The following is a 21,468-nucleotide window of genomic DNA, read 5'->3' on the forward strand; positions in this document are numbered from 1 at the left end:
CCTCAGCGGGCCCGCGGCTGGAGCCCGGCGAGGGCACGGAACAGATTTACCAGCTCAACGATGGCGCCGATGATCGTACCCATGATGCCAAGAACCAGGAGCACGCGTACCAGAACGGGCCAGCCGGACCAGCTGGTGCCGAAGTCGAAGGGGAAAACCTCCCAGAGGCGCATCATGGCAGCCAGCCCGATGCCCATGACCACCAGGTTGCCCAGCGCCAGGAGTGCCCTGGCATGGATCACCGCGCAGACCACGTTCACCACGATGGCGGCAATCAGGGATGCATTAATGAGGTCCAAAGCGCGGGGCATGTCCGCCGTCAGGAACGGCACTATCCGCCAGCCCGGCCAGATGTTGATGCCGTACAGCAGCAGGGCGTTGACGATGGCGGAGCCAATGTTTCCGCTCCGGCTCACGGTGGTCCTGTCCGCCATGCCACCCTCCTCACCGGTCCGTGGGCTCCCGCCCGTTCTGGAATCGATTGCTCCGTACTTGTCCTTTTCAGGGGTCAAAACGGCAGTTACTCAGCAATCGACGCCGGGAACGGGGCGCGTTGGCCCTAAGTCATGTGCTACCAGAATCAGGTTAGGGCCGGGGCGGCGGGAAGTGCCGAAGGTCCCAGGGCGCCGGGCCGGGAACGGAAGGACGTTGGACGGCGAGGAGCTGGCTGGAACCGGAAGGTTACCCAGCGCCTTAGGGGCTGCCCGGGTCAGTAGCCCGCCAGGACCTCGGCGGCCTTGCCGTCCGCCGCCGCGTTCACCAGTTCCTCTGCCACGATATGCAGCTTGGTGTTGGCGTGCTGGCTTCTGGTGGCCAGGACCTGGAATGCCGTCTGGCCGTCCACACTCCGCAGCACCATGACGATGCCCTTGGCCTGCTCTATGAGGGCCTTGTGCCCGAACGCACCCTCGATGGCTTCCTCGGCGGCGTGCTGGGACTCGATGCGCAGGCTTTGGGTCACGTCCACCATGAATCCGCGGACATACTCCACCTGCCCCGACGGCTCGGCAACGGCCTGGACGGCAGAGAAAACGCGGCGTTCCTTGCCGCGGACGTCCATGACCCGGTGGAGCAGCGCCCCTTGGCCGCCACCATCAAGGAGGTTTGCCCAGAGGGCGCGTACCGGTTCGCGGTCCAACGGGTGTTTGTGCGCCATGAACAGCTCCATGGTCGGCACCACCTCGCCCGGCTTGAAACCGTGGATGCCGAACATGCCCTCAGACCACTCCATCTTTCCGGAGGTAACGTGCAGCTTGAAGGTTCCGGAGGGACAGTGCGCAGAGGGCTTGAGCGGAAAGAGATACGTATCAAGCTTCGACCACATACAGTCCTCCCAATGTCAGGTGCGGCCCCCGGCGGGCTAACGGCACCAACCCTAGCTGAACGGGCTTGGAGGACAAGTCATATTCTGCCCTGCGGGCTCCGCAAAAGTGTGGGGGTCACAACAAGCCCGCGAAGGAGTAGCGTTCGCCATATGGGGCGCTGATGATCTGCGCCCAGAGCCAAGGGGAGGTCATTTAATGGGTGAAGTGTGGATCCGCACGCTGGGCAACGGGCTGGTCCGGGCAGACCGGGTTACGGAAATTTCATCCACCCGGGGGTCCCTTCACGAGGACCGCGGGTATTCACTGAAAGTCATCGTGGACGGCAAGGGCCACGTGCTGATTGACGACGGTGGGGTGCAGGGTTCGCTGTCCGAGCGGCTGGAATACGCCAGGCACATGGAGGACGCCCTGCTGCTTGCCATCGATGAGGCGCGGGAGAACGACGCGTCCATGGTGATCTCGTACGAGCCGGAACGCGAGCGCTGGTCATCGGCCCCCGTGTCCGTATTAACGGGAAGGCTCCCCGAAGTCGTCTGAAGCGGGGGGAAGCCCCCAACCAGCCGGCAGTTCTTGTCGTTTTGGGTGCTGATAACGACAAGGACTGCGAGCCAGTTGGGGGCTGCAGCACAAACTCAGCTGTGGGTCGGTTCCTCCACCAGCGCCGTGGCGATGCTGGCGGCATCCTCCAGTGCGGCCAGGAACCGCTCGGCGTCCAGGGCCGCGGCGCAGCCGGTGCCCGCGGCGGTGATGGCCTGCCGGTAGCGGTGGTCCACGGCATCGCCGCAGGCAAAGACGCCGGGCAGGTTGGTGCAGGTGGTGGGCGCATCCACCTTGATGTAGCCCTCTTCGTCAAGGTCCACCTGGCCGGCCACCAGCTCGGTGCGCGGCAGGTGCCCGATGGCCACGAAAATGCCGGTGGCGTCCTGGTGGCGGGCCTCACCGGTGCGGGTGTCCGTCAGGGTGACGCCGCTGACCTTCCCGTCGCCGTGGATGGCGGTGACGGCGGAGTTCCAGGCGAAGCGGATCTTGGGGTTGTCCTTGGCGCGCTGTGCCATGATGCGGGAGGCGCGCAGTTCGCCCTTGCGGACGACGACGGTGACGGACTTTCCGAAGCGGGTCAGGAAGGTTGCTTCCTCCATGGCGGAGTCGCCGCCGCCCACCACGATGATGTCCTGCTCGCGGAAGAAGAATCCGTCGCAGGTGGCGCACCAGGAGACACCGTGGCCGCTGAACTTCTTTTCCTCCGGCAGGCCGAGTTCCTTGTAGGCGGATCCGGTGGCCAGGATGACGGCCTGGGCCTCGTAGGTCTCCCCGCCGCCGGTGACCACGCGCTTGACGTGACCCTTCAGGTCAACGGACGTGGCGTCGTCGTACTCAATGCGTGCGCCGAACTTCTCCGCCTGCTGCTGCAGCCCGTCCATCAGCTCGGGGCCCTGGACGCCAGCGGGGAAGCCCGGAAAGTTCTCCACTTCGGTGGTGTTCATCAGCGCGCCGCCGGCAGTGACGGACCCGGCCAGGACCAAAGGGTTCAGTCCGGCACGGGCGGCGTAGATGGCGGCGGTGTAGCCGGAGGGGCCGGAGCCGATGATGATCAGCTGTTCTTTGCTCATTGCTTGTCCTTCGGTGGCGGTGCTACTGGGCGTCCGCGTGCTGCGCGGGCAGGAGTCGGGTGGTCAGTTGTTCAGTGCGTGCGTTGATCACCACGTCCGATTGTTCCATTGCCTGGACGCTCAGGGCCAAGACGAGGATCCCGGTGGCCGGAGGTGTTTCCCAAACTGGGAGGAAACTGCGGTCGATGTAATAAACGTCACTGTGTTGCGCGCATCACATTCGTTGCCTAATCTAGTTGAGGCTTAAGCAAACAGGCCATGCAAGAAGCTGCAGCGTCGCAGCCAATGCCGGGGAAGGCTTTACATCGTGAACTCCAAGCTCAATATCGTGGTCCGGGTCGACCTGGACCACAGCAAGGCCCAGGTGATTGCAAAGGGGCATATCACCATCCACAGCGTCAACGCCCTCTATGTCGTGGCAAAGCGTGCCAACTCCCTCAAGGAGGGTCTGGACCTGGAGCTCGACATCTCCAGCGCCTGGGTGGATCAGGAGGCGCTGGACATGCTCCATGCCGCTTCCCAGACAAGGCAGCTGCCCGCAAAGATCGATCCGGACCAGGCACCCTGCACCATCAGCGTGCTGGCCGATCGCCGGCATCCACGCACCAGGCCAGCCCGCCTGGCCGCATAGGACTCCCGGCCGCTCGCCGCGCCCACGCTTCGGGCCAGAGCAGGCCGGCCATCGTTTCCTCCACCGCTCCAAACAACCCCAAGTGCAGCTGCATCTGAACAAACGGATGGCTGCACTTCGGGGCTGTTCGGGGCCCAGGCCCTTAAGCGGGCCCCAAAACTTACATCAACTGCCCGCCGCCATCCAGGAAGTCCCGGAGCTCCACCGCGCTCAGGCCGGCAGCCCTGCCCAGGGCCTCTTGCCCGGCGCCGCGCTTCGCGGCGGTCCTGACTGCGTTGTCAAACTGCCCCTGCGCAGCGTCGAGCTCCCACTGAAGGCTCTCCACCCTTGCCGACGCCAGACGGACGGATTCCAGCGGCTCACCGGCGGGACCGCTGTCCACCGTGTAGCCGCAAGCGCAGGACCATTCGGAGGAGCCGAGTTCAAGGGGGGCCCACCCCAGGGACGCAATCGGAACCGATCCTGCCGTCATGGCCACGCCGCAATGGAAGGGCGCGCCCGGGTCATCAAGGCCCTCATCCGATGCCGGGGCGTCCCCCACCGCAGGTATTGAGGCTTCATCACGCACCATCGGCGCCGCGTGGAGCTGAATCCCAAGGTGAGCCAGGACCGGCACATGCCGCCCTGCTGCCTGTGGTTCAAGTACTGCAGTCATGCGCCCGCCGTCCGGTAGTTATCCAACAATGTAGCTAGTCTAACTAGGATCAGGCGATTGTCTACCGCGTACCAGCAGCAGGAACGGCTTCCACTGCATCCACGGCCTCCCGCATGCGCACCAGGAAGTGCATGACGGCCCTGATCTCCTCAGTGGACAGCGACCCCGCAGCCTCGAGCATTCGCGAGTGCAGCTGGTCCAGGTTGTGCCGCACTTCCTCGCCGGCGCCCGGAGTGGGCCTGAGAATGACGGCGCGCCGGTCGGACGGGTGCGGCTGGCGGGTAACGAGGCCACCCGCCACAAGCCGGTCAACAAGGCTGGTCATCGACGCCGAGGTGACGCCAAGGCGGGCGGCAAGCTGGGTGGGACGGACGCCCACGCCGGCAGCGTCCGCGTCGATCAGATAGCGAAGAGCCAGAAGGTCCGTCTCCCCCATAGCCATGGAGGAACGGGTGCGCCGCCTCATGGCGCTTTCCGAGGTGCGGAACTCCCGGAGGGCGTTAATGACATCAACAGGTCCGGGCTGCGCGGCTCCGCCGGTTGGGTACCAGGAACCTTCGCTTGCACCATGCGGGTTCATGCGATTTCCCTCGATATCCTACTTGCTTGGCCGTCTAACAAACCCCATGGTAGCCCACTTGCCGGCGCGCTACCTCCATCAGTTCTGGACCAAACGCGTACCTGCGCAGCGTGCGGGGAAAAGTAGAGTACCCGCTACTCGTGCCGCTGCCCGGCCAGCCCAATAGGTTTTTATGCAACCCCCGGCAGCACGGCCAAGGGGCAAACGCAGATGGGGGTGCAGGGTGGTTTCTGGCCCGGCAAACAACACGGGGCCCGCGCAGCAGGGTTTCCTGCTGGATCTCATGACAGGGGCCGACGGCGAGGCAGAGTCCCTGCACAAGCTCGCCGGCGCCGCCTCCCGCTGGATGAGCACCACGGCAGGCGCGGCAGTTGAGTGTGCCGCCGTGCTGCACCGCGGGCGGTCCCGTCCCGTCACTGCCGGAAGCACGCCGGGCGCCGCCGCCATTGCTTCCTCGGAGGACGACTACAGGGACGGACCAACCGCGCTGGGCTCCCTGCCGGCCGCCCCGACGGTAATCAACCAGGCCGGCTCGCGCTGGCAGGCCTACCGGAGCCGGTTGCTGGAACGCGGCTTCGGCGGAGCCCTGGTCCTCCCCCTGGACGTGCAGCAGGACTCGTCCGCCGCCCTCGTGTTCCTGGGTCCGGCCAACTATGGATTCACCACCAAGGTCCTCCCTGAAGCGGCATGGTTCGGCGAGGTGGCAGCACACAGCCTGAAACTGGCCCTGGACGTCCACGGCGTGATCCGTGCCGGCGACAACCTCAAGCAGGTACTGGAGAGCAGGACCAGCATCGACGTGGCCTGCGGCGTGCTCATGGCGCAGAACCGCTGCTCCTACGCCGAGGCCTTCAGCAGGCTCGCCGGCACCTCAAGGAACCGCAACATCAAGGTCCGCAGCGTGGCGGACAGCATCCTGAAAGCGATGCCCAGCGGTGCGCCCAGAACGCGTTTCGAACCCCCGGCAATTGCCTAGGAACAACTCCAGGGAACCGCAGCGAACCGTCCTGCTTGTCCCCCCGCAGTTACGCCTGGTGCCGCGACCGTACCCGGATGAGGCCGGCCGCCACGAATCCTGCACATCCGAGTGAAGCCAGCATGCCGCCGAGAGCCACAAAGTAATCGGTGATGGTCATTGTTCCTGCGCTCCTTCCGTACTGCCTGGGTACTGCCTGGTGCGCCCAAGCTACGCCGCGAAACGCAGCGTTCCCCGAAGAATCGCCAGCAGGTTTGGTCAAGATCCGGTCACGGATTGTGCGGGGATCCACATACTTCAGGTCCGAAATCTTCCCTTTATCACGGCGTTCCGTATTATTCATGCATGTGGACTAAACAAAGCCAGAGTTTCTGCCCCACCTGCGGCAGGACCACCAATCACGTCACCCACTTCCAAAAGGACGACGCCGGTTCCCTGGTTGCGGACGTCCGCTGCGCTGAGTGCCCCGAGATTGCCGGAGCGGTCGCTTAGGAAAGTACGTTCCCTCACGGCTGCAGTCCTGGGCCCACCGCATGAGGACGGACGACGGCGAAGACCACCAAGGCCGCTGCCTGCACTGCGGTGACGGTGACGGCCAGGGCGGGGATTGAATACTCGTACAGCACGCCGATGAGGAAGCTCCCGGCCAGCCAGGCCAGGCCGTAGCACGCGGTAAACATCCCATAGGCACTCCCCCGCCGGGCTGCCGGTGCCAGCCCCGCCACACCGGCCCGCATCGTGCTCTCCTGGACGCCCATGGCCGCTCCCCACACCAGCACTCCCGTCACCGCGAAGGCCGTGTTGTTGCTGAAGCCCAGCCACGGCACCGCGGCCGCCAGGATGGGCAGGACCAGGAGGACTTTCAGTCCCACCCGGTCAAAGAGCCACCCGGAGGCCAGGGCGGCCACGGCATCCACTCCCATGGCCGCGGCGTACAGGACCGGAACCACCGCCGGCGGCAGGAGCCCGGTGGCCACCAGGTGGAAGGACAGCAGCCCGAACGTTGCGTATCCGAACATGGTCAGGCTGCTGAACGCGGCGTAGAGCCAGTACTGGCGCGGCATCGGAGCGTTGCCGGAAACAGGGCCAGGTCCCCCAGGCACGGGGTCTGCCGCGTCCTCGTATAGGGCTGGATCGGGAACCCTGCGCCGCAGCCAAAAGAGAATCAGCATGGCTGCCAGACCCGGAACAGCCAGCAAAAGGAATCCCGGGCCGTAGCTGCCCGACAACGCGAGGGCCGCTCCCACCAGCAGCGGCCCAAGCAGCGCTCCCACCTGGTCCAGCGCCTCGTGCAGCGCGAACGCCTTGCCCTGGCCCAGCGCAGATCCTGCCTCGGCCAGCATGGTGTCCTTGGCAGGGCTCCGCACAGCTTTGCCCAGCCGCTCCGCCAGGACCATGAGGGAGGCAATCCACAGCGCGTCGGTGATTCCCAGCAACGGTACGGACACAGCTGTCAGCGCGTACCCGCTGATTGCCAGTGCCCAGCGAAGCCCGGGCCTGTCCGCAAGCCGTCCGAAGACCAGGCGGAGGACCAGGGCCACGGCCTCCCCGGCGCCGGTGACCACGCTGACCAGGAGTGCGGACGCGCCCAGGGCACCGAGGTACGGGCCGGTGACGCTCCGGGCGCCCTCGTAGACCATGTCCATCAGCGCGCTGACTATCCCGAAGACCAGGATGAAGCGGATGGCGGTCATGGGCGCCGCGGGACCCTTCCCTGCGGCGCTACCGCTGGTAGGCATGCTCCCGCGCCTGCTTCGCGGCACGGTCAACCACCGCACTCTTCGGCCCGGCACCGCGCCACCGGCCGCGGGACACGCGGGTGCCGCGGCGGGCAGGGGGAACAGCTCCTTCGGGACGGGTCACCGCGAGGATGACCCCTATCCCGGCCAGGGAGGAGACCATGGCGGAGCCGCCGTAGGAGATGAACGGCAGCGGCACGCCGATCACGGGCAGCAGCCCGCTGACCATGGCGATGTTGATCACGGCCTGGCCCAGGATCCAGGTGATCACGCTGCAGGCAACGATCCGGGAGAACGTGTCCGTGGTGCGGGCAATCGTCTTGAACACGGCAATGGCCAGGATGGCGAACAGGCCCAGCACCAGGAGTGAACCGGCCAGGCCCAGCTCCTCGCCGAGGATGGAGAAGATGAAGTCGTTGTGGGCTTCCGGGATCCAGTTCCACTTCTGCCGGCTCTGACCCAGCCCCACGCCGAACCAGCTGCCGGAAGCCAGGGCGTAGGCTCCGTGCTGCGCCTGGTAGCCCATGCCCTGGGCGTCCTCGTCCGAACCCATGCCCAGCCACGAGGAGATCCGGCCCATCCTGTTGCCGCTGGTGGCCGCGAGCACCAGGGCCGCTGCCACGCAGATCATTCCAGCGACGGAGAACACCTTCATCCGTACGCCGCCGTAGAACATGGTGGCCGCGAGGATCAACATGATGATCATGGTGGTGCCCAGGTCATGCCCCAGCGCCACAATGACCATGATCAGTCCGCCGGCGGGTCCCAGGGGGATGACCGCGTGCTTCCACTGCCCCAGCAGGGCCTGCTTCCTGTCCAGGATGCCGGCGGCCCACACAATCAGCGCCAGTTTGGCGAACTCGGACGGCTGCGCGGTGAAACCGCCCACGCTCAGCCAGTTGCGGTTGCCGTTCACCGACATGCCCAGCGGCGTGAACACCAGCACCAGGGCCACCAGGGAGCCGATCAGCAGCGGCCAGCCCAGCCAGCGGATCCGCCGCACTGTCATGCGCGCCAGCACCAGCATGATCACCACGCCGGCCACGGTCCACATGGCCTGCTTCAGGGGAAGATCGTACGGATTGTTTCCTGCCGCCACGGATTCCACGGACGACGCCGATGCCACCTCCACGAGTCCGATCGCCGAGAGCGTGAGGACCACCGCCAGGATCAGCGGCCGGAGGCGTCCCGGGGAGTCATCCTCGAGCCACACCGCCAGTTTGCCCAGCCCGCGGCGCGCGGGACGGCCCGCCCCGCGCTGCTTTTGTCCTGTATTCATCTGTCCGTTCCTCAGCCTGCATACCCGGGCTTCGCCATGGCCGGGCCCATCTCCGGGCGGGTACCGCCGAGAAGAAAGAGTACGCCCCCTGTACCCGGCGGACTGCACCGGGACACCCGCCAGGGCAATGGTTCCGGGGGAATTGCCAGCTTGGGCCTGTAGTGTAGCGGAAACCTGTCCCCTCCCGAAGGTTATTTTGTCGTGTTCGGTTCCAGAAAATCCCCCGGCCCGGATCAGGAAGGCTCCAGCTCCGCTGCCTACCCCGGCCAAGGCGAGCTGTACGCCGCCAGTTCGCGCCGCCGTCGGCCCTTCCGCCGTGCCCCGCGCTGGGCCAAGGCCCTCACCGCCCTGGTGTCCGTGCTGCTCCTGGGCATCCTGGCGTTCGGCGGCTACTGGGCCTGGCGCCTGCAGTCCAACATCAGCACCTCCGAGCTGACCGCCGGCGGCCAGCGGACCGAAGGCGCCGTAAATGACAGCACGGACCGGCTGCAGATCCTGGTGCTGGGCTCGGACACCAGGGAGGGAAACAACAGCCAGTTCGGCACTGCGGACCAGTCCTCAGGCTACGGGCACTCCGACGTGATGATGCTGCTGGACATCTCGGCCGACAACAAGCACGTCAACATCGTCAGCTTCCCCCGCGACCTGCTGGTGGACGTCCCGGCGTGCACGGATTCCAAGACCAACCAGAAGTATCCCGCCCAGCAGGACGCCATGATCAACAGCGCCATGGCCCAGGCCGGCATCGGCTGCGCCGTGGACACGGTGAACAAGCTCACGGGACTGGAAGTGGACCACTTCATGATGGCGGACTTCAACGCCGTGAAGGAGCTCTCCAACGCGGTGGGCGGCGTGGAAGTCTGCGTCACCGACGCCGTCAACGATCCCGATTCGCATCTGACCCTGCCCGCCGGCACGTCGCAGGTCCAAGGCGACCAAGCGCTGGCGTTCCTGCGGACCCGGCACGCCTTCGCCAACGGCGGGGACCTGGGCCGCATCCAGGCCCAGCAGGGTTTCCTGGCCTCGCTCAGCCGGAAGCTCAAGTCCGAGGGCACGCTGGGGAACCCGCAGAAGACCCTGACCATCGCGGACACCATCACCAAGAACCTGACGGTTGATTCGGGGCTGTCCTCCATCCCGTCGCTGCTCACTATCGCCAACCGGCTGAAGAACATCGACCCAGCCAGCATTAACTTCATCACCACGCCCACCGTGCCGTCCCCAGAGGATCCCAACCGGCTGGCCCTGGATGAGCCGGCGGCCTCCAATTTCTTTGCGGCCCTGCGCAACAGCCCGGACCTTAGCCAGCCTGCCCCCGCAGCACCCACGGAAACGCCTGCAAGCCCTGCGGCGCCGGCCTACGACAAGTCGCTGCAGCCGGTCTCCGTCGCCAACGGCACCGGCGTGGCGGGCCGGAGCACCGCGATTGCCGGGCTGCTTTCGGATGCCGGCTTCACCAAGGTGACCAAGCTGCAGGCCCAGGCGCAAAGCCAGACCATGGTGTACTACTCCGCCGGGTTTGAGGACGTCGCCGCGGATGTGGCCGCGCTGTTCGGGCTGCCGCCCACCAGTGTCCAGCAGGTGGCGAACATCCAGGGCGTGCAACTGTACGCCGGCACGGACTTTGCCACCGGCACCAAACCCGCTGCACCGCCGTCGTCCGCCGACTCCTCCGGCAGCGTGGTGGCGCAGACCGGCAACGACCAGACCTGCCAGTCAGCCAACCCCACCGGTTACTAGCCCCCTCCCCTCCCCGCGAGATGGCACTTAACCGCAGTCGCCGGCGCCGGAACTGCGCTTAAATGCCATCTCGCGGCGCTTTTGCGTGAGTACAGCCGCAGCTGTACTTTGGGTGGATGCAGACGCTTACCCATGCCCCCGTGCTGGCCCGCTTCGGCTATGCGGTCTCGGACCCCACCCGCTCCCGGGTGCTGCTGGCGCTTGCGGAGTCGCCGTCGTATCCGTCAGACCTGGCGGACAGCCTGGAGGTGTCCCGGCAAAGCATGTCCAACCACCTGGCCTGCCTGCGCGGCTGCGGCCTGGTGGTTGCGGTGCCCGACGGACGGCGGAGCCGGTATGAACTGGCGGACCAGCGGATCGGACACGCCATCAAGGACCTGCTGAACGTCGTCCTGGCGGTTGATCCGGCCTGCTGCGCGCCCGACGGGGAGTGCTTGGCATGAGCGCTGCAATGAACGCACCCGCCATGGACCGCCGGCGGGTACTGAGCCGGCGGATCAGGCTCTTCGCAGCAACCACCATCACCTACAACGTCATTGAGGCCATCGTGGCGCTGTGGGCCGGCGGCGCGGCTGATTCATCCGCACTGATCGGCTTCGGCCTGGATTCGGTGATCGAAGTGGCTTCCGCCCTGGCGGTGTCATGGCAGTTCTCCGCCACGGACCCGGAGCGGCGCGAACATCTGACGCTGCGGATCATCGCCGTTTCCTTCTTCGCCCTGGCCGCCTTCGTGGCCGTGGATTCGCTCCGCTCCCTGGCCGGGGCCGGGGAAGCGCAACACTCGGTGCCGGGCATCGTGATTGCGGCATTGAGCCTGGTCATCATGCCCGTCCTGTCCTGGGCGCAGCGCCGTGCCGGGCGGGAACTCGGGTCCAGGACGGCCGTAGCGGACTCCAAGCAGACGCTGCTGTGCACGTACCTCTCCGCGGTGCTACTGCTTGGCCTGGTCCTGAACGGCGCCCTGGGCTGGTGGTGGGCCGACGCCGGCGCAGCTCTGGTCATCGCCGGAATCGCGGTCCGCGAAGGCATCAACGCCTGGCGCGGGGACGCCTGCTGCGCTGTTCCGCACCGGGCGGAAGCGGAGGAAGAACAGGCAGGCTGCTGCCCCGGCTGCTCCAGTCCTGCGTCTTCAGCCGGCCCGCAGCCGCTGGGCCTGCCCACCGTCAGGAAGGGCTGACTTCCGGGCAGCCAGCAGAGGACGCGTGCGGCCTAACCGGCTGATGCCGCCGCGGGCGCCTTGGCGGGGTTGGGCGTGGCAGGCACGACGGCGGGCTCCAGCTTCCGGTTCGCCCAGAGACGGAGCGGCCGCTCAACAAAGCGGAAGGAGGCGTACGCCAGCAGCAGGGTGAGGGCTGCGGTCAGGGCGATGCGGAGCGGCAGCGCCGGGATGAGGGGGATCAGCAGCAGGTAGACCGGCAGGTGCCAGAGGTACATGGCGTAGGACAGGTCGCGGCCCGGTCGCGCCAGCCAGGGGTGGCTGAGGATGCGCGACAGGAAGCCGGCAGGCTGCAGGACCAGCGAGCCAATCAGAACGGCCGAGAGCAGCGCGAGCGCCGTGGGGCCCACGGTCCAGAACGTGTTGAACCAAAGGCCGGGGGTATCGGGCTCCTTCAGCAGGAACAGCGCGGCCACCAGGGCCAGGCCGGCAAGCGGGGCACCCCAGCGGGCCACCGATGCCATGGCGTTGTGCAGCCGGGAACCCTGCCGCACCCCAGTGAACAGCAGGGCCAGCGCGCAGCCGATCAACAGTTCGTCGGCCCGGGTGTCCGGTCCGTTGTAGATGCGGTCCAAGGGCTGGCCGTCAATGACCAGCAGGAACCGGTTCAGCACGAAAACGCCGGCCAGGGCCACGGTGGCCAGGGCTGTGGTGCGGACCTTCCAGAACCGGAGCATCACCAGCAGGAGCAGCGGCCACACCAGGTAGAACTGTTCCTCCACGGCCAGCGTCCAGGTGGGGCCCAGGGTTTCGCCGGCAATGGAGTCGCCGAACATGCCAAAATGCGCCAGGTTCATCACGTAGGCGGCGGCGGGAAGGACGAAACCGGCCTGGCCGCCCCAACCGGAGGCAGGGAAAAGGAGTCCGACGCCGACGATCACCGCGCACAGTGCCAGCAGCGCCGGCCACAGCCGCGCCAGTCGCTTGGCGTAGAAGATGCCCAGGTGGAGACGGCCGGTGGCCATCCGCTCCTTCATGATCAGCAGCGTGATCACGAAGCCGCTCAGCGCGAAGAAGACATCCACGCCGATGGAGCCCCCGGGCATCGATCCGGTGGCGGTGTGGAAGAAAAACACGCCCGCCACGGCGACGGTCCGGAGCCCGTCCAAGGCATGCTTGCGCCCAACGATGAGCCCGGTTCCGGGGGCCGCCGGGGCGTCCGTTGCTGACAAAATTCCGCTGCTTGACCGAAAAACCACTCAACAAGCATATATAACGTTTCCATAACTGCGCTGGGCGGGAGCTTGGAGCCCGCTGAAACCAGGTCTGAAGAAAGCCCCTTGTGGCCGGCACCCGACGCTCATAAATTGAACACATGATTGACCAGGACATGGCAGATGACCTCGAAGGGCTCGTGGATCTCGTCGCAGGAATGGAGGACATCAAATCCGTGCTGGACGGGCTCACGGGGCTGGCAGCCGCAGCCATGACGGGCGCCACGGGCGTACCCATCGAGTGCGCAGTGACGCTGCACCGGCGAAAACGCACCATCACCATCGGTGGCAGCAGCGGCAGGGCGGTGGTAATTGACCGCATCGAACAGGACCTGGGCGACGGGCCCTGCATCGAGGCCCTGGAAAACGGCGTTCCCGTCCTACTTGGTGATGTGTCCTCCGACCCGCGTTGGCCTGAGTACCGCAGCGCCCTTGCAGCTGCAGGTATCGCCACCTCCATGGGCATCCCAATGAATTTGGAAGACGACGCCGGCGCGGTCCTTGATTTCTTCGCTCCCGTCAGTGGAGTTTTCACCGAGCAGGGAGTGGCCGAGGGGATGCGGTTCGCCGACATGGCAGGCAAGGCGCTGCGGCTCGCCGTCCGGATCGCATCAGCCGACCAGCGAGCCGAGAACATGAAGGCCGCGATGGACACCAGAACGGCGATTGACCTGGCCTGCGGGATCATCATGGCGGAGAACAAGTGCAGCAAGGACAGGGCGTTTGAAATTCTCCGCAGCGCTTCCAATACCCGTAATCAAAAGCTCAACGAGCTGGCCGAAGCGCTTGTGTCCCGCTTTTCGGCATCCCAGGATGCCAACGCGCACTTCGACGACTAAAGCCCGGGCTCCGGAAGCCAGCGACGCTGGTGGCTCCCGGAGTGAAACGACGCGGATGTGGCCCACCCCCGAAAATAGGATTTCCCTGGGCAACACCCGCGTCAGCTTTGCGGACTGTTGCGCGCCCAGGAGTGGTTGGCCATTTAGCCCGGCCGAAGTGGCGGGGTGGCGATAAAGCTGGTTCCTTGGCGGCAACAGAATGGCCGCCTGCCTGACCAGGACCTCAGCTTAACAGAGGCCGGCCCCGTGGCAATAGGGGGCGGTCCCGCATTTTTCGCTCAATTTCTCCCAAGTAATGCATCCGTGACGCCGCCGTGGCTCGTCACTTCTTCACCGGTCCCGCTTGCCGAACCACATGCCGAGGGCCTCGGCGAGCCCGTCCGCTGACCCCTCGCCCACCCAGGCCACGTAGCCGTCCGGCCGGACCAGGACTGCCGTGGGCGCAGCAACCGCACCCAGCACGGGAAGCTGCCACGCGCCGTCGTACGTTGCCCTGAGGTGCTGTATGCAGCCGGACCACGCGCCAGGCTCCAGCGCCGGGCCGCTAAATTCCAGCAGCACCGGACGCGCACTGTGCAGCAACTGGTATGTCCGGGCCGGGCCATCCGCCGTGCCGATGTTCAGGTCCGGCATCCGGCGACCCAGAAGCGGGTGGCCGGGACCCAGGTCGTAAGCGACGTCGAGCCCGGTGATGAGCGCCGCGACGGGTGCCCCTGCACCATCAACGCGGAGCACCTCGCCAAGCAGGTCGCGCAACGCTTCCTGCCGCGGATCGGCCTTCTGGAAGAGGGACTGCGCCATGGTGTATTTGAGCGCCCGCTCCCCCGCCGGGTGCCGCTCCGCGTGATACGTGTCCAGCAGGTCCTCGCCGGAGACGCCCCGCACCACCTGCCCCAGTTTCCAGCCGAGGTTCACGGCGTCCTGCAGCCCCAGGCCGATGCCGAGCCCGCCCGTCGGTGAGTGGACATGGGCGGCGTCCCCGGCCAGCAGCACCCTTCCCTTCCGGTACGCCTCCGCCTGCCGGGTGGCGTCGGTGAAGCGCGACAGCCAGGTGGGGCTGTGCACACCGAAGTCGGTGCCGAAGACCTCCGTCAGCGCCTGCCGCAGGTCTGCCAGGGTGGGCTCGGTGGCCGGGCCAAGGGAGGCCTCGGTCACCACCACCCGGACCGTTCCGTCGCCCATCGGGTAAAGCCCGTGGATGCCACGCGCGTCCACCTTCCCCTGCTGGACGGGCTCCCCCGCCACCTTCACCTCCGCGATCAGGCTGCTCCGCGTCGCGTCCGGACCTGCCATCGGAATGCCTGCCGACCGCCGCACCATGCTTCGGCCACCGTCGGCGCCCACGACGTAGCCGGCCCGCACCGGTCCGCCGGCGGCAAGCCGGACGTCCACGCCGCCGTCGTCCGCTGACACTCCGGTGACCTCCACGCCACGCCTGATTTCCACCCCCAACTCCTCAACCCACTCAAGCAGCAGCCGCTCGATGTGGTTCTGGAACAGCGCCAGCGTGTAGGGGTGGCGCGTGGGCAGGCCGCCCAGGTCCAGCTGGGTGCCGCCGAAGGTGGCGGTCTGGACGGTCTTGCCCGCGGCGAGGAACCGGTCCGCGATGCCGCGTTGGTCCAGCAGCTCGATGGTGCGTGAATGAATGCCGCCGCCGCGCGAGCCGGCCAGCTCCTGGGACGGGCGCCGTTCCAGGACAAGGGCATCAACCCCCGCGAGCCGGAGCTCCCCCGCCAGCATCAGCCCCGTGGGCCCGCTCCCCACTACTGCTAGGTCATGCATTTCGGTCCCCGTTCGCGTCGTTTGCCGACCGCCAGTATGGGGCACCTCGGGGGCCTTGCGGCAAGGCCCCCGGCGCGAGGTACCTTGGAAATGGAAGGGATCCTGCCGCAGTTGTCGATTTTCGCTATGCATCCGCGTCGTTTGGGTAGGGGCTCCAAACAAGAGCCTCTGACGGCAAGCGAAAAGGAGCACGACATGTCCAAGTACCTGATCCTGATCTACCAGGACGAAGCGGTGGCCAGGCAGGCCGAAGGCGAATCGATCAGTGCCAGCTACCAGGAGTTCATGCAGCGGCGCGGCGCCTCACTGCTTAGCGGCGCCGCCCTGCACCCGGCTTCGACGGCCACGTCAATCAGGCGCGACGGGGCCGGCGGGTTCCTGGTCACTGATGGCCCGTTCATCGAGTCGAAGGAAACCCTGGGCGGCTACTATCTCATCGACGCGGCCGACCTCGACGAGGCGCTGGAGATCGGCAAGGAAGTTCCCACCGGCGTCGGGGTTGAAGTGTGGCCGGTCCGAGTGGTCAGCTGATGCCACACGCCGCCAGCCCCCAGGTTGCTGCCGCCGTCGCGGAAGCGCACCGGCGCGAGTGGGCCTTCGTACTGGCGGCCACCGTAGCTGTTTCCGGCGACATCGATACCGCAGAGGAAGCCGTCCAGGACGCGTACGCCAGCGCGTTGTCCAGCTGGGACAGGACCGGGATTCCCAGCAATGTGGGCGCATGGCTGACAGTTGCCGCCCGGCGGAAGGCCCTGGACATGCGCCGCCGGGCGGCCACGGCCCGACGGTCGCTGCCCAAGCTGGTGGAACGGGATCCGGGCAGTGGCGACGCGGACCCCGAGTCCCACGACATTCCGGATGACCGGCTGCGGCTCATCTTCACCTGCTGCCATCCCGCCCTTGCACTTGAAGCCCAGGTGGCCCTGACGCTGCGGCTCCTCTGCGGGCTGTCCACGTCGGAAGTGGCGAGCGCGTTCCTGGTTCCAGAGGCCACCATGGCGGCACGCATCACCCGCGCGAAAAAGAAGATTGCTGCAGCGAACATCCCGTACCGCGTACCCGATGCATCCGGGTTGCATGAGCGTGTGGACGGGGTGCTTGCGGTTGTCTACCTGGTGTACACCACAGGGCACACGGCCCCGTCGGGCGCCGACCTGATGCGCCGGGACCTCGCCGAACGCGGGGTGGAACTGGCACGGATGCTCCGCGTCCTGCTCCCCAGGGATCCCGATGTCGCCGGGCTCCTGGCTTTGGTCCTGCTCACCGAGGCGCGGACCGGGGCCCGGCTGGACGGGCACCAGGACCTCATCCTGCTGGAGGACCAGGACCGGTCGAAATGGGACCGGGATGCCATCGGGGAAGGAGTGGCGCTCCTGCCGGAGTCACTGGCTGCAGCGCCGCCCGGCCGCTTTGCTCTCATGGCAGCCATCGCAGCGGTACACGACGAGAGCCCTTCATGGTCCGCTACCGACTGGCACGAGATCCTGGGCCTTTACAACCTGCTGATGCAACGGTGGCCCTCCCCCGTGGTCCGGCTCAACCGAGGCATCGCCCTCGGGTTTGCCGTCGGGTACGCGGAAGGGCTGGCAGACCTGGATGCACTCGGAATCGAACCGCAACTGGCGCGCTACCCGTACCTTGCGGCCGCCCGGGGCGACTTTTTGGTCAGGCTGGGCCGCCTGGAGGAGGCCCGGGTTGCGTTCGGGGAAGCTTTGATCCTCACCGACAACCAAGCAGAACGCCGTTTCCTTCAAAGCCGGCTGGACGGGAAACCTGGATGACCAGATAGTGCCGGGTCAACGGGAAAGCGTGTGTGGAAGGCGCTAGGTCCTTGCCCATATGGCTACCCAGTCCAGCAGGACATGACCGTTGGTTTCAGGCAGCGGACATGTTGGTGAGCAGGACTCGGTCTGCAAGATATAGTGCATCGGCTTGTTCGGTATGAACCGTGTAGAGATGCCCAGCGATTTTCCGTCGAGGAAGAATTCGATGCCATCGGCACGCCACTCGGTGGTGGCGATGTGCCAGTCCCCGTAGGGCTGGGCAGGACGGAAGACGTCACTACGGTGTTCACCCGCCTCCACGCCATGCACGGCAGCGTATATTACTTTTGACAGGTCCCCCTCCGGAAAATCGATCTCCCCGTCCTGCGGCCACTGCTTGCTGTCGGGCCACAGCAGCCACGCCAGTTTGAAGCCCGCCAATGCATCGGCCTTGAATCGCACCGAGTACCGGCCGTACACCAGGCTGTTGTAGGGCCGCTGACTGGCGCCGTCGAGTTTGGGCGACGGCGCCGCACCCATGGCTACTCCGTTTTCGGAGTGCAGATACATGTCCAAGACGCCGTCATGGACACTCAGGACCTTCGAGGGGTAGTACCCGGAAGTCCGGGCGCCCTTGGGTTGCTGTTGCGCCGCTGTGTCCGGCGTCCCATCGGCGTAGTTCTCGCTCCATCTGGAGCTGTAGACGGGGCCGGGAAACCCGCCCAGGGGGACATTTCCCTCGGTGAAATCCTCCGCGAAGACGTGCCTCCAGCCAGGCAGGTCGGCGGTCGGCATGGCCTCGGAGGCTGCCGTGGGGTCTGCGGCTCGGGAAGGACCGGAAGCTGCGGAGGGGTTTATTTCCTGCGACACCTCAGGGGCTGCAGAGGGCTCCTGCGCCCGAGTTGGATCATCCGTCGCCGGCTCTGCAGTGTCGGTTATCTGGCTTCCCGGATCAGCACCTGATCTGGGCTCTGAACCTGCAGGAGCTCTGAGGTCGCCGCAGGCGGCAGCCGTCAGAGCCAGGACCAGCACCAGCACAATACCGCGGGCAAGGTGCGCAAATGTCTGCAAGGCGTGCCTCCGTCCAAACAGAGTTAGTGGTTTTTACCGCTGGCCCACCAAGAGGCAACGGAAGCCGCAACGGGTGCTTGCATAGCTGTTCTCCCCCTGAATCCCGCGGTGTGGGGCGGACCTGGCGCAGCATCTCCGTCCCTCTGGTCCGGTCCATCCTACGGACGGCTGGTCCGAAAGGTCATGAGTATGGGGTACTCAGGTTTCCTGGTCATCCCTCGGGGCGGCTTCCCGGGGTACCTGTCTTTGCCTCAACTGCCTCATGAGCCCGCATGCGTCGCTACAATTGGCGCCTGCCCCGGAGCCGGATTGGCAGGGCGCTGCCTCTGGATTGCCGGGCGAAGGGAAGGCCCCTCCTAGGAGGGGCCTTCAACGTAGTGGTCAATTGTCTTCTGGTATCGGTCAGCGGTGATGCGCAATCCCCCTTCCCGGACGCCCCCCGGCGCCCATCCGGACTATGACGCCTCCCACTTTAATAACCTGCTGCCGGTGCGTAAAGACCCTGATGCGGAAAAGATTTCCAACGCGTGTGCCGTTTCCGGCTACTAAGCCAGGTTGAAGGGCCGATCAGTTGGCCCGCAACCGGCGCCGCCGCACGATGCCGGACTCTGCTAGCGGGGTGTCGAAGCAGTGCTGCTCGCCGAGCGTCGCGGTGAGGCCATCCGTGATGCGGAAAATGCCTCCCAGCATACCCCGTCTCTCGCCAAACACGCTAATGCTTTTCGGCTCGCTCTTGCAGGAGTTCATCGATCGCCCGAGTGGTCCTGAGGATCCAGTGGTTGGATACGAGATCGCCCGGGGACAACGGCGGCGCGCCGGTATGACTGATTTTCGGGTGGATCGGGCGCTTATCGGTCTCGCCGAGTCCAACTAGATCCTCGTGCAGCTTTTCGCCCTGACGAAGGCCGGTGATTGAAATAGGGATAGCTCGACCCGACATTGCGATCATTCGTTTAGCTACGTCCATGATCCGAACCGGGGACCCCATATCCAGGATTAGCACCTCACCAGGGCGGCCAATCGCCCCGGCCTGGACCACCAACTGACAAGCCTCGGGAATGGTCATGAAGTAGCGGGTAACGTCCGGATGAGTAACGGTCAGCGGACCGCCAGCCGCAATTTGTGCAGCAAACGTAGGCAACATGGAGCCGCGGCTACCTATCACGTTTCCAAATCGTACCGATAGGTAAGCCTTCGTAGTATCCTGGGCAAACCAAGCGGTCAGCCTTTCACCGAGCCGCTTTGAATGGCCTAGAACACTGATTGGGTTGGCCGCCTTGTCTGTTGAGATGTTCACGAAAGTTTCGACCCCGGCCGCCTTGGCAGCACGCAGGACGTTAAGGGTCCCAAGCACATTGGTCTGCCAGGCCTCATGCGGGTATTGCTCCAACATCGGCAGATGCTTCAGCGCAGCAGCATGGAAAACCACTTCAGGGCGTCGGTTCAAAAAAATTGCTTCTATGGTCTTCTCGTCTCGAATGTCGGCAAGAACCACCTCGTCACTGTCGAGCAACCCGTGACCCGAGATCGACATCTGCGTTCCATGAAGACCTGATTCATCTCGGTCGAGCATGATGACCTCCGCGGGCGTAAACCGCATGAGTTCGCGGCAGAGCTCAGAACCTATCGATCCGCCCGCCCCCGTAACCAAGACACGCCTGTTGGTGATGAACCCCGCAATAGACTCAAACTCGGTATCCACAGGGTGCCTGCCGATCAGATCATTGATTGACACGTCACGTAAATCACCTAGTTTGGCGCGGCCCTGTAGTACTTCGGCCAGCGGGGGCAGGACCAGAAGCCGAAGCCCCGCAGCGTCCGCAATATCAGAGACTTCCCGCAACAATTCAGCATCAGCCCGAGCGATCGCAAAAATCAGCACTTCAGCACCCGTGTCCCGCGCAACCTGCCCTAACTGAGCCCGGCCGCCCAGGACCGGAAGTCCTTCGACTCGGAAATTCCGAAGCAGAGGATTATCGTCAATTGTGCCCACTGGCCGGAAAGGAGAAAACCTGTCCCTGCTCATCTGCTGGATTACGTGCTGCCCCACGTGGCCCGCACCATAGACAAGAGCCGGGGCGGCCGATTCTCCCGGGCGCATAGCCCGCTCCCTCCGTGCGCGGCCCACCAAACGCACGTCCGCCATTATCACAAAGGCAACGAGCAACCCGATGAAGGGCACGCTCCGAGGGAAATCGTCTGGGGCCGGAACCACCAGTCTGCCAAGGGCCAGCGATAGACCAACCGAGGCAACAACCAAAAGAAGGTTTTGAGCGTCCGGCCGTGAGCCGTAGGGGTGAACATATCTGTAGAGGCCAAGAGCCCACCCGGACAACCCCTGCAATAAGGCGGCAGTCAAAACAGCAACGCCGACAACCGCGGATGTCATCCTAGCGGGATCAAAATCCAACCGAATCAACGTAGCAACCGGCAGGGCAAAAGCCCACACTCCCGCATCCAAAAGATATTCTCGCCAACGAAAAACCCGCGCCGGCTTTATCCCAGTACTTCCACGATCCGCCCACACGCCGCGCCGAAAACCCAGCCGGCCTGAAGCCCCACCAACAGTGATTCGGGGGTGCCTCAACCCGCCGAAACCCGAATTCATGGCAAACCAAATGAGATAAACCCAGGATAGCCCCCGCTCCCACCGCCAGAATATCCGACAATACCGGCTTCAAGGCCGGGTATAACCTCCTGAAGGATTTTCATAACAGAAAGCTAGGTCCCGCAACCGAAACAAGAAACCGTTGAAACTACCTGTTTTCAAACCCCCACTACCCTACGCAACTGCCGAGCGCTCTACTTACCTCCGCCCCAAACCCCGATACGCTCCCCTAAGGCCTTCCCCACCGGCCGCGGCATCCTCGTAGTGACTTCCCCTGTACAGGAACATCCCCGTTTGTCTTAGTTGTCCGCTGCTCGCCCGATCTATGAAGAGTCTGGGGCGCATTCGAACTGTGACTGTTTACGTTCGGTCCTGCCGGCCTTGTTGACGACTACGCCCAGGAACGAGGTATTAATTGCATTCAGGGTCGCGACGGCTTG

21 protein-coding genes and 1 pseudogene are annotated in these 21,468 nt (G+C 65.4%); 10 read left to right on the forward strand and 12 right to left on the reverse strand.

All coding sequences use genetic code 11. The annotated features are described in order from the left end of the window. Window positions 1-2: 2 nt before the first annotated feature. Window positions 3-434 carry a hypothetical protein gene (locus tag ACR65J_RS05000; RefSeq protein ID WP_440166603.1) on the reverse strand — a complete coding sequence of 144 codons (432 nt, stop codon included), beginning with the start codon at window positions 432-434 and terminating at the stop codon, window positions 3-5. 275 nt (window positions 435-709) lie between these two features. After that, window positions 710-1,324, reverse strand: a complete 615-nt coding sequence (locus ACR65J_RS05005; protein WP_440166604.1) for a PAS and ANTAR domain-containing protein — start codon at window positions 1,322-1,324, stop codon at window positions 710-712. Window positions 1,325-1,520: 196 nt separating this feature from the next. Here ACR65J_RS05005 and ACR65J_RS05010 point away from each other — a divergent pair, with 196 nt between their 5' ends. Then, complete coding sequence (locus tag ACR65J_RS05010; protein WP_440166606.1) at window positions 1,521-1,862, forward strand: thioredoxin domain-containing protein; 342 nt, start codon at window positions 1,521-1,523, stop codon at window positions 1,860-1,862. Between the two features lie 95 nt (window positions 1,863-1,957). Here ACR65J_RS05010 and trxB read toward each other — a convergent pair whose 3' ends face one another. Next, on the reverse strand, window positions 1,958-2,935 hold the full coding sequence (gene trxB / locus ACR65J_RS05015) for a thioredoxin-disulfide reductase (RefSeq protein ID WP_440166610.1): 978 nt from the start codon (window positions 2,933-2,935) through the stop codon (window positions 1,958-1,960). A 307-nt stretch (window positions 2,936-3,242) separates the two neighbouring features. On the opposite strand from trxB, the gene ACR65J_RS05020 reads away from it, so the two are divergent. Next, window positions 3,243-3,566 (forward strand): hypothetical protein, encoded by a 324-nt coding sequence (locus tag ACR65J_RS05020; RefSeq protein WP_440166612.1) that lies wholly within the window; start codon window positions 3,243-3,245, stop codon window positions 3,564-3,566. Between the two features lie 160 nt (window positions 3,567-3,726). On the opposite strand, the gene ACR65J_RS05025 is transcribed toward ACR65J_RS05020, so the two are convergent. Further along, complete coding sequence (locus ACR65J_RS05025; protein ID WP_440166614.1) at window positions 3,727-4,221, reverse strand: hypothetical protein; 495 nt, start codon at window positions 4,219-4,221, stop codon at window positions 3,727-3,729. Window positions 4,222-4,282: 61 nt separating this feature from the next. Then, window positions 4,283-4,801, reverse strand: coding sequence for a MarR family winged helix-turn-helix transcriptional regulator (locus ACR65J_RS05030; RefSeq protein ID WP_440166616.1), 519 nt, complete (start codon window positions 4,799-4,801; stop codon window positions 4,283-4,285). A 283-nt stretch (window positions 4,802-5,084) separates the two neighbouring features. On the opposite strand from ACR65J_RS05030, the gene ACR65J_RS05035 reads away from it, so the two are divergent. Both ACR65J_RS05035 and ACR65J_RS05040 read left to right on the forward strand, forming a co-directional pair. After that, a complete protein-coding gene (locus ACR65J_RS05035) occupies window positions 5,085-5,777 on the forward strand; it encodes an ANTAR domain-containing protein (protein ID WP_440166618.1) in 693 nt (230 codons plus the stop codon). 345 nt (window positions 5,778-6,122) lie between these two features. After that, window positions 6,123-6,269, forward strand: a complete 147-nt coding sequence (locus ACR65J_RS05040; protein WP_175316166.1) for a hypothetical protein — start codon at window positions 6,123-6,125, stop codon at window positions 6,267-6,269. A gap of 14 nt (window positions 6,270-6,283) precedes the next feature. Here ACR65J_RS05040 and ACR65J_RS05045 read toward each other — a convergent pair whose 3' ends face one another. Together ACR65J_RS05045 and ftsW are read right to left on the reverse strand one after the other, a co-directional pair. Then, complete coding sequence (locus tag ACR65J_RS05045) at window positions 6,284-7,516, reverse strand: MFS transporter (protein WP_440166620.1); 1,233 nt, start codon at window positions 7,514-7,516, stop codon at window positions 6,284-6,286. Beyond that, entirely contained in the window at window positions 7,500-8,795 is a 1,296-nt protein-coding gene (gene ftsW, locus ACR65J_RS05050; protein WP_440166622.1) for a putative lipid II flippase FtsW, read from the reverse strand. Before ftsW ends, ACR65J_RS05045 begins: the two co-directional genes overlap by 17 nt. A gap of 201 nt (window positions 8,796-8,996) precedes the next feature. Between ftsW and ACR65J_RS05055 the strand changes: the two genes are divergently transcribed. The 3 genes from ACR65J_RS05055 (at window position 8,997) to ACR65J_RS05065 (ending at window position 11,712) form a co-directional block, all read left to right on the forward strand. Next, window positions 8,997-10,535: an LCP family protein gene (locus ACR65J_RS05055; RefSeq protein WP_440166624.1), complete on the forward strand. Its 1,539-nt coding sequence runs from the start codon at window positions 8,997-8,999 to the stop codon at window positions 10,533-10,535. A gap of 116 nt (window positions 10,536-10,651) precedes the next feature. Beyond that, window positions 10,652-10,978 (forward strand): ArsR/SmtB family transcription factor, encoded by a 327-nt coding sequence (locus ACR65J_RS05060; protein WP_440166626.1) that lies wholly within the window; start codon window positions 10,652-10,654, stop codon window positions 10,976-10,978. After that, entirely contained in the window at window positions 10,975-11,712 is a 738-nt protein-coding gene (locus ACR65J_RS05065) for a cation efflux transmembrane domain-containing protein (RefSeq protein ID WP_440166628.1), read from the forward strand. Before ACR65J_RS05060 ends, ACR65J_RS05065 begins: the two co-directional genes overlap by 4 nt. Before the next feature lie 32 nt (window positions 11,713-11,744). Here ACR65J_RS05065 and ACR65J_RS05070 read toward each other — a convergent pair whose 3' ends face one another. Then, window positions 11,745-12,923, reverse strand: coding sequence for an acyltransferase family protein (locus tag ACR65J_RS05070; protein WP_440166630.1), 1,179 nt, complete (start codon window positions 12,921-12,923; stop codon window positions 11,745-11,747). 143 nt (window positions 12,924-13,066) lie between these two features. Between ACR65J_RS05070 and ACR65J_RS05075 the strand changes: the two genes are divergently transcribed. Then, complete coding sequence (locus ACR65J_RS05075; RefSeq protein ID WP_440166632.1) at window positions 13,067-13,804, forward strand: GAF and ANTAR domain-containing protein; 738 nt, start codon at window positions 13,067-13,069, stop codon at window positions 13,802-13,804. A gap of 330 nt (window positions 13,805-14,134) precedes the next feature. Here ACR65J_RS05075 and ACR65J_RS05080 read toward each other — a convergent pair whose 3' ends face one another. Then, window positions 14,135-15,586: an FAD-dependent monooxygenase gene (locus tag ACR65J_RS05080; protein WP_440166633.1), complete on the reverse strand. Its 1,452-nt coding sequence runs from the start codon at window positions 15,584-15,586 to the stop codon at window positions 14,135-14,137. Window positions 15,587-15,781: 195 nt separating this feature from the next. Between ACR65J_RS05080 and ACR65J_RS05085 the strand changes: the two genes are divergently transcribed. Both ACR65J_RS05085 and ACR65J_RS05090 read left to right on the forward strand, forming a co-directional pair. Then, window positions 15,782-16,117: a YciI family protein gene (locus tag ACR65J_RS05085; protein WP_440166635.1), complete on the forward strand. Its 336-nt coding sequence runs from the start codon at window positions 15,782-15,784 to the stop codon at window positions 16,115-16,117. Then, window positions 16,117-17,367 carry an RNA polymerase sigma factor gene (locus ACR65J_RS05090; RefSeq protein ID WP_440166637.1) on the forward strand — a complete coding sequence of 417 codons (1,251 nt, stop codon included), beginning with the start codon at window positions 16,117-16,119 and terminating at the stop codon, window positions 17,365-17,367. The genes ACR65J_RS05085 and ACR65J_RS05090 overlap by 1 nt, the downstream gene beginning before the upstream one ends. A 42-nt stretch (window positions 17,368-17,409) precedes the next feature. Here the strand turns inward: ACR65J_RS05090 and ACR65J_RS05095 are convergent, their stop codons facing one another. The 3 genes and pseudogenes from ACR65J_RS05095 to ACR65J_RS05105 form a co-directional block, all read right to left on the reverse strand. Further along, a complete protein-coding gene (locus ACR65J_RS05095) occupies window positions 17,410-18,144 on the reverse strand; it encodes a glycoside hydrolase family 16 protein (protein ID WP_440166639.1) in 735 nt (244 codons plus the stop codon). 870 nt (window positions 18,145-19,014) lie between these two features. Continuing rightward, window positions 19,015-19,167: pseudogene (locus ACR65J_RS05100) on the reverse strand (alpha-ketoacid dehydrogenase subunit beta); the annotation flags it as partial. After that, the gene (locus ACR65J_RS05105; protein ID WP_440166641.1) at window positions 19,133-21,028 is read right to left on the reverse strand and encodes a polysaccharide biosynthesis protein; all 1,896 of its coding nucleotides are present in this window, start codon (window positions 21,026-21,028) and stop codon (window positions 19,133-19,135) included. The pseudogene ACR65J_RS05100 and the gene ACR65J_RS05105, both read right to left, overlap by 35 nt. Window positions 21,029-21,468: the final 440 nt, after the last annotated feature.

This window comes from Arthrobacter sp. SAFR-044 (assembly GCF_059414985.1).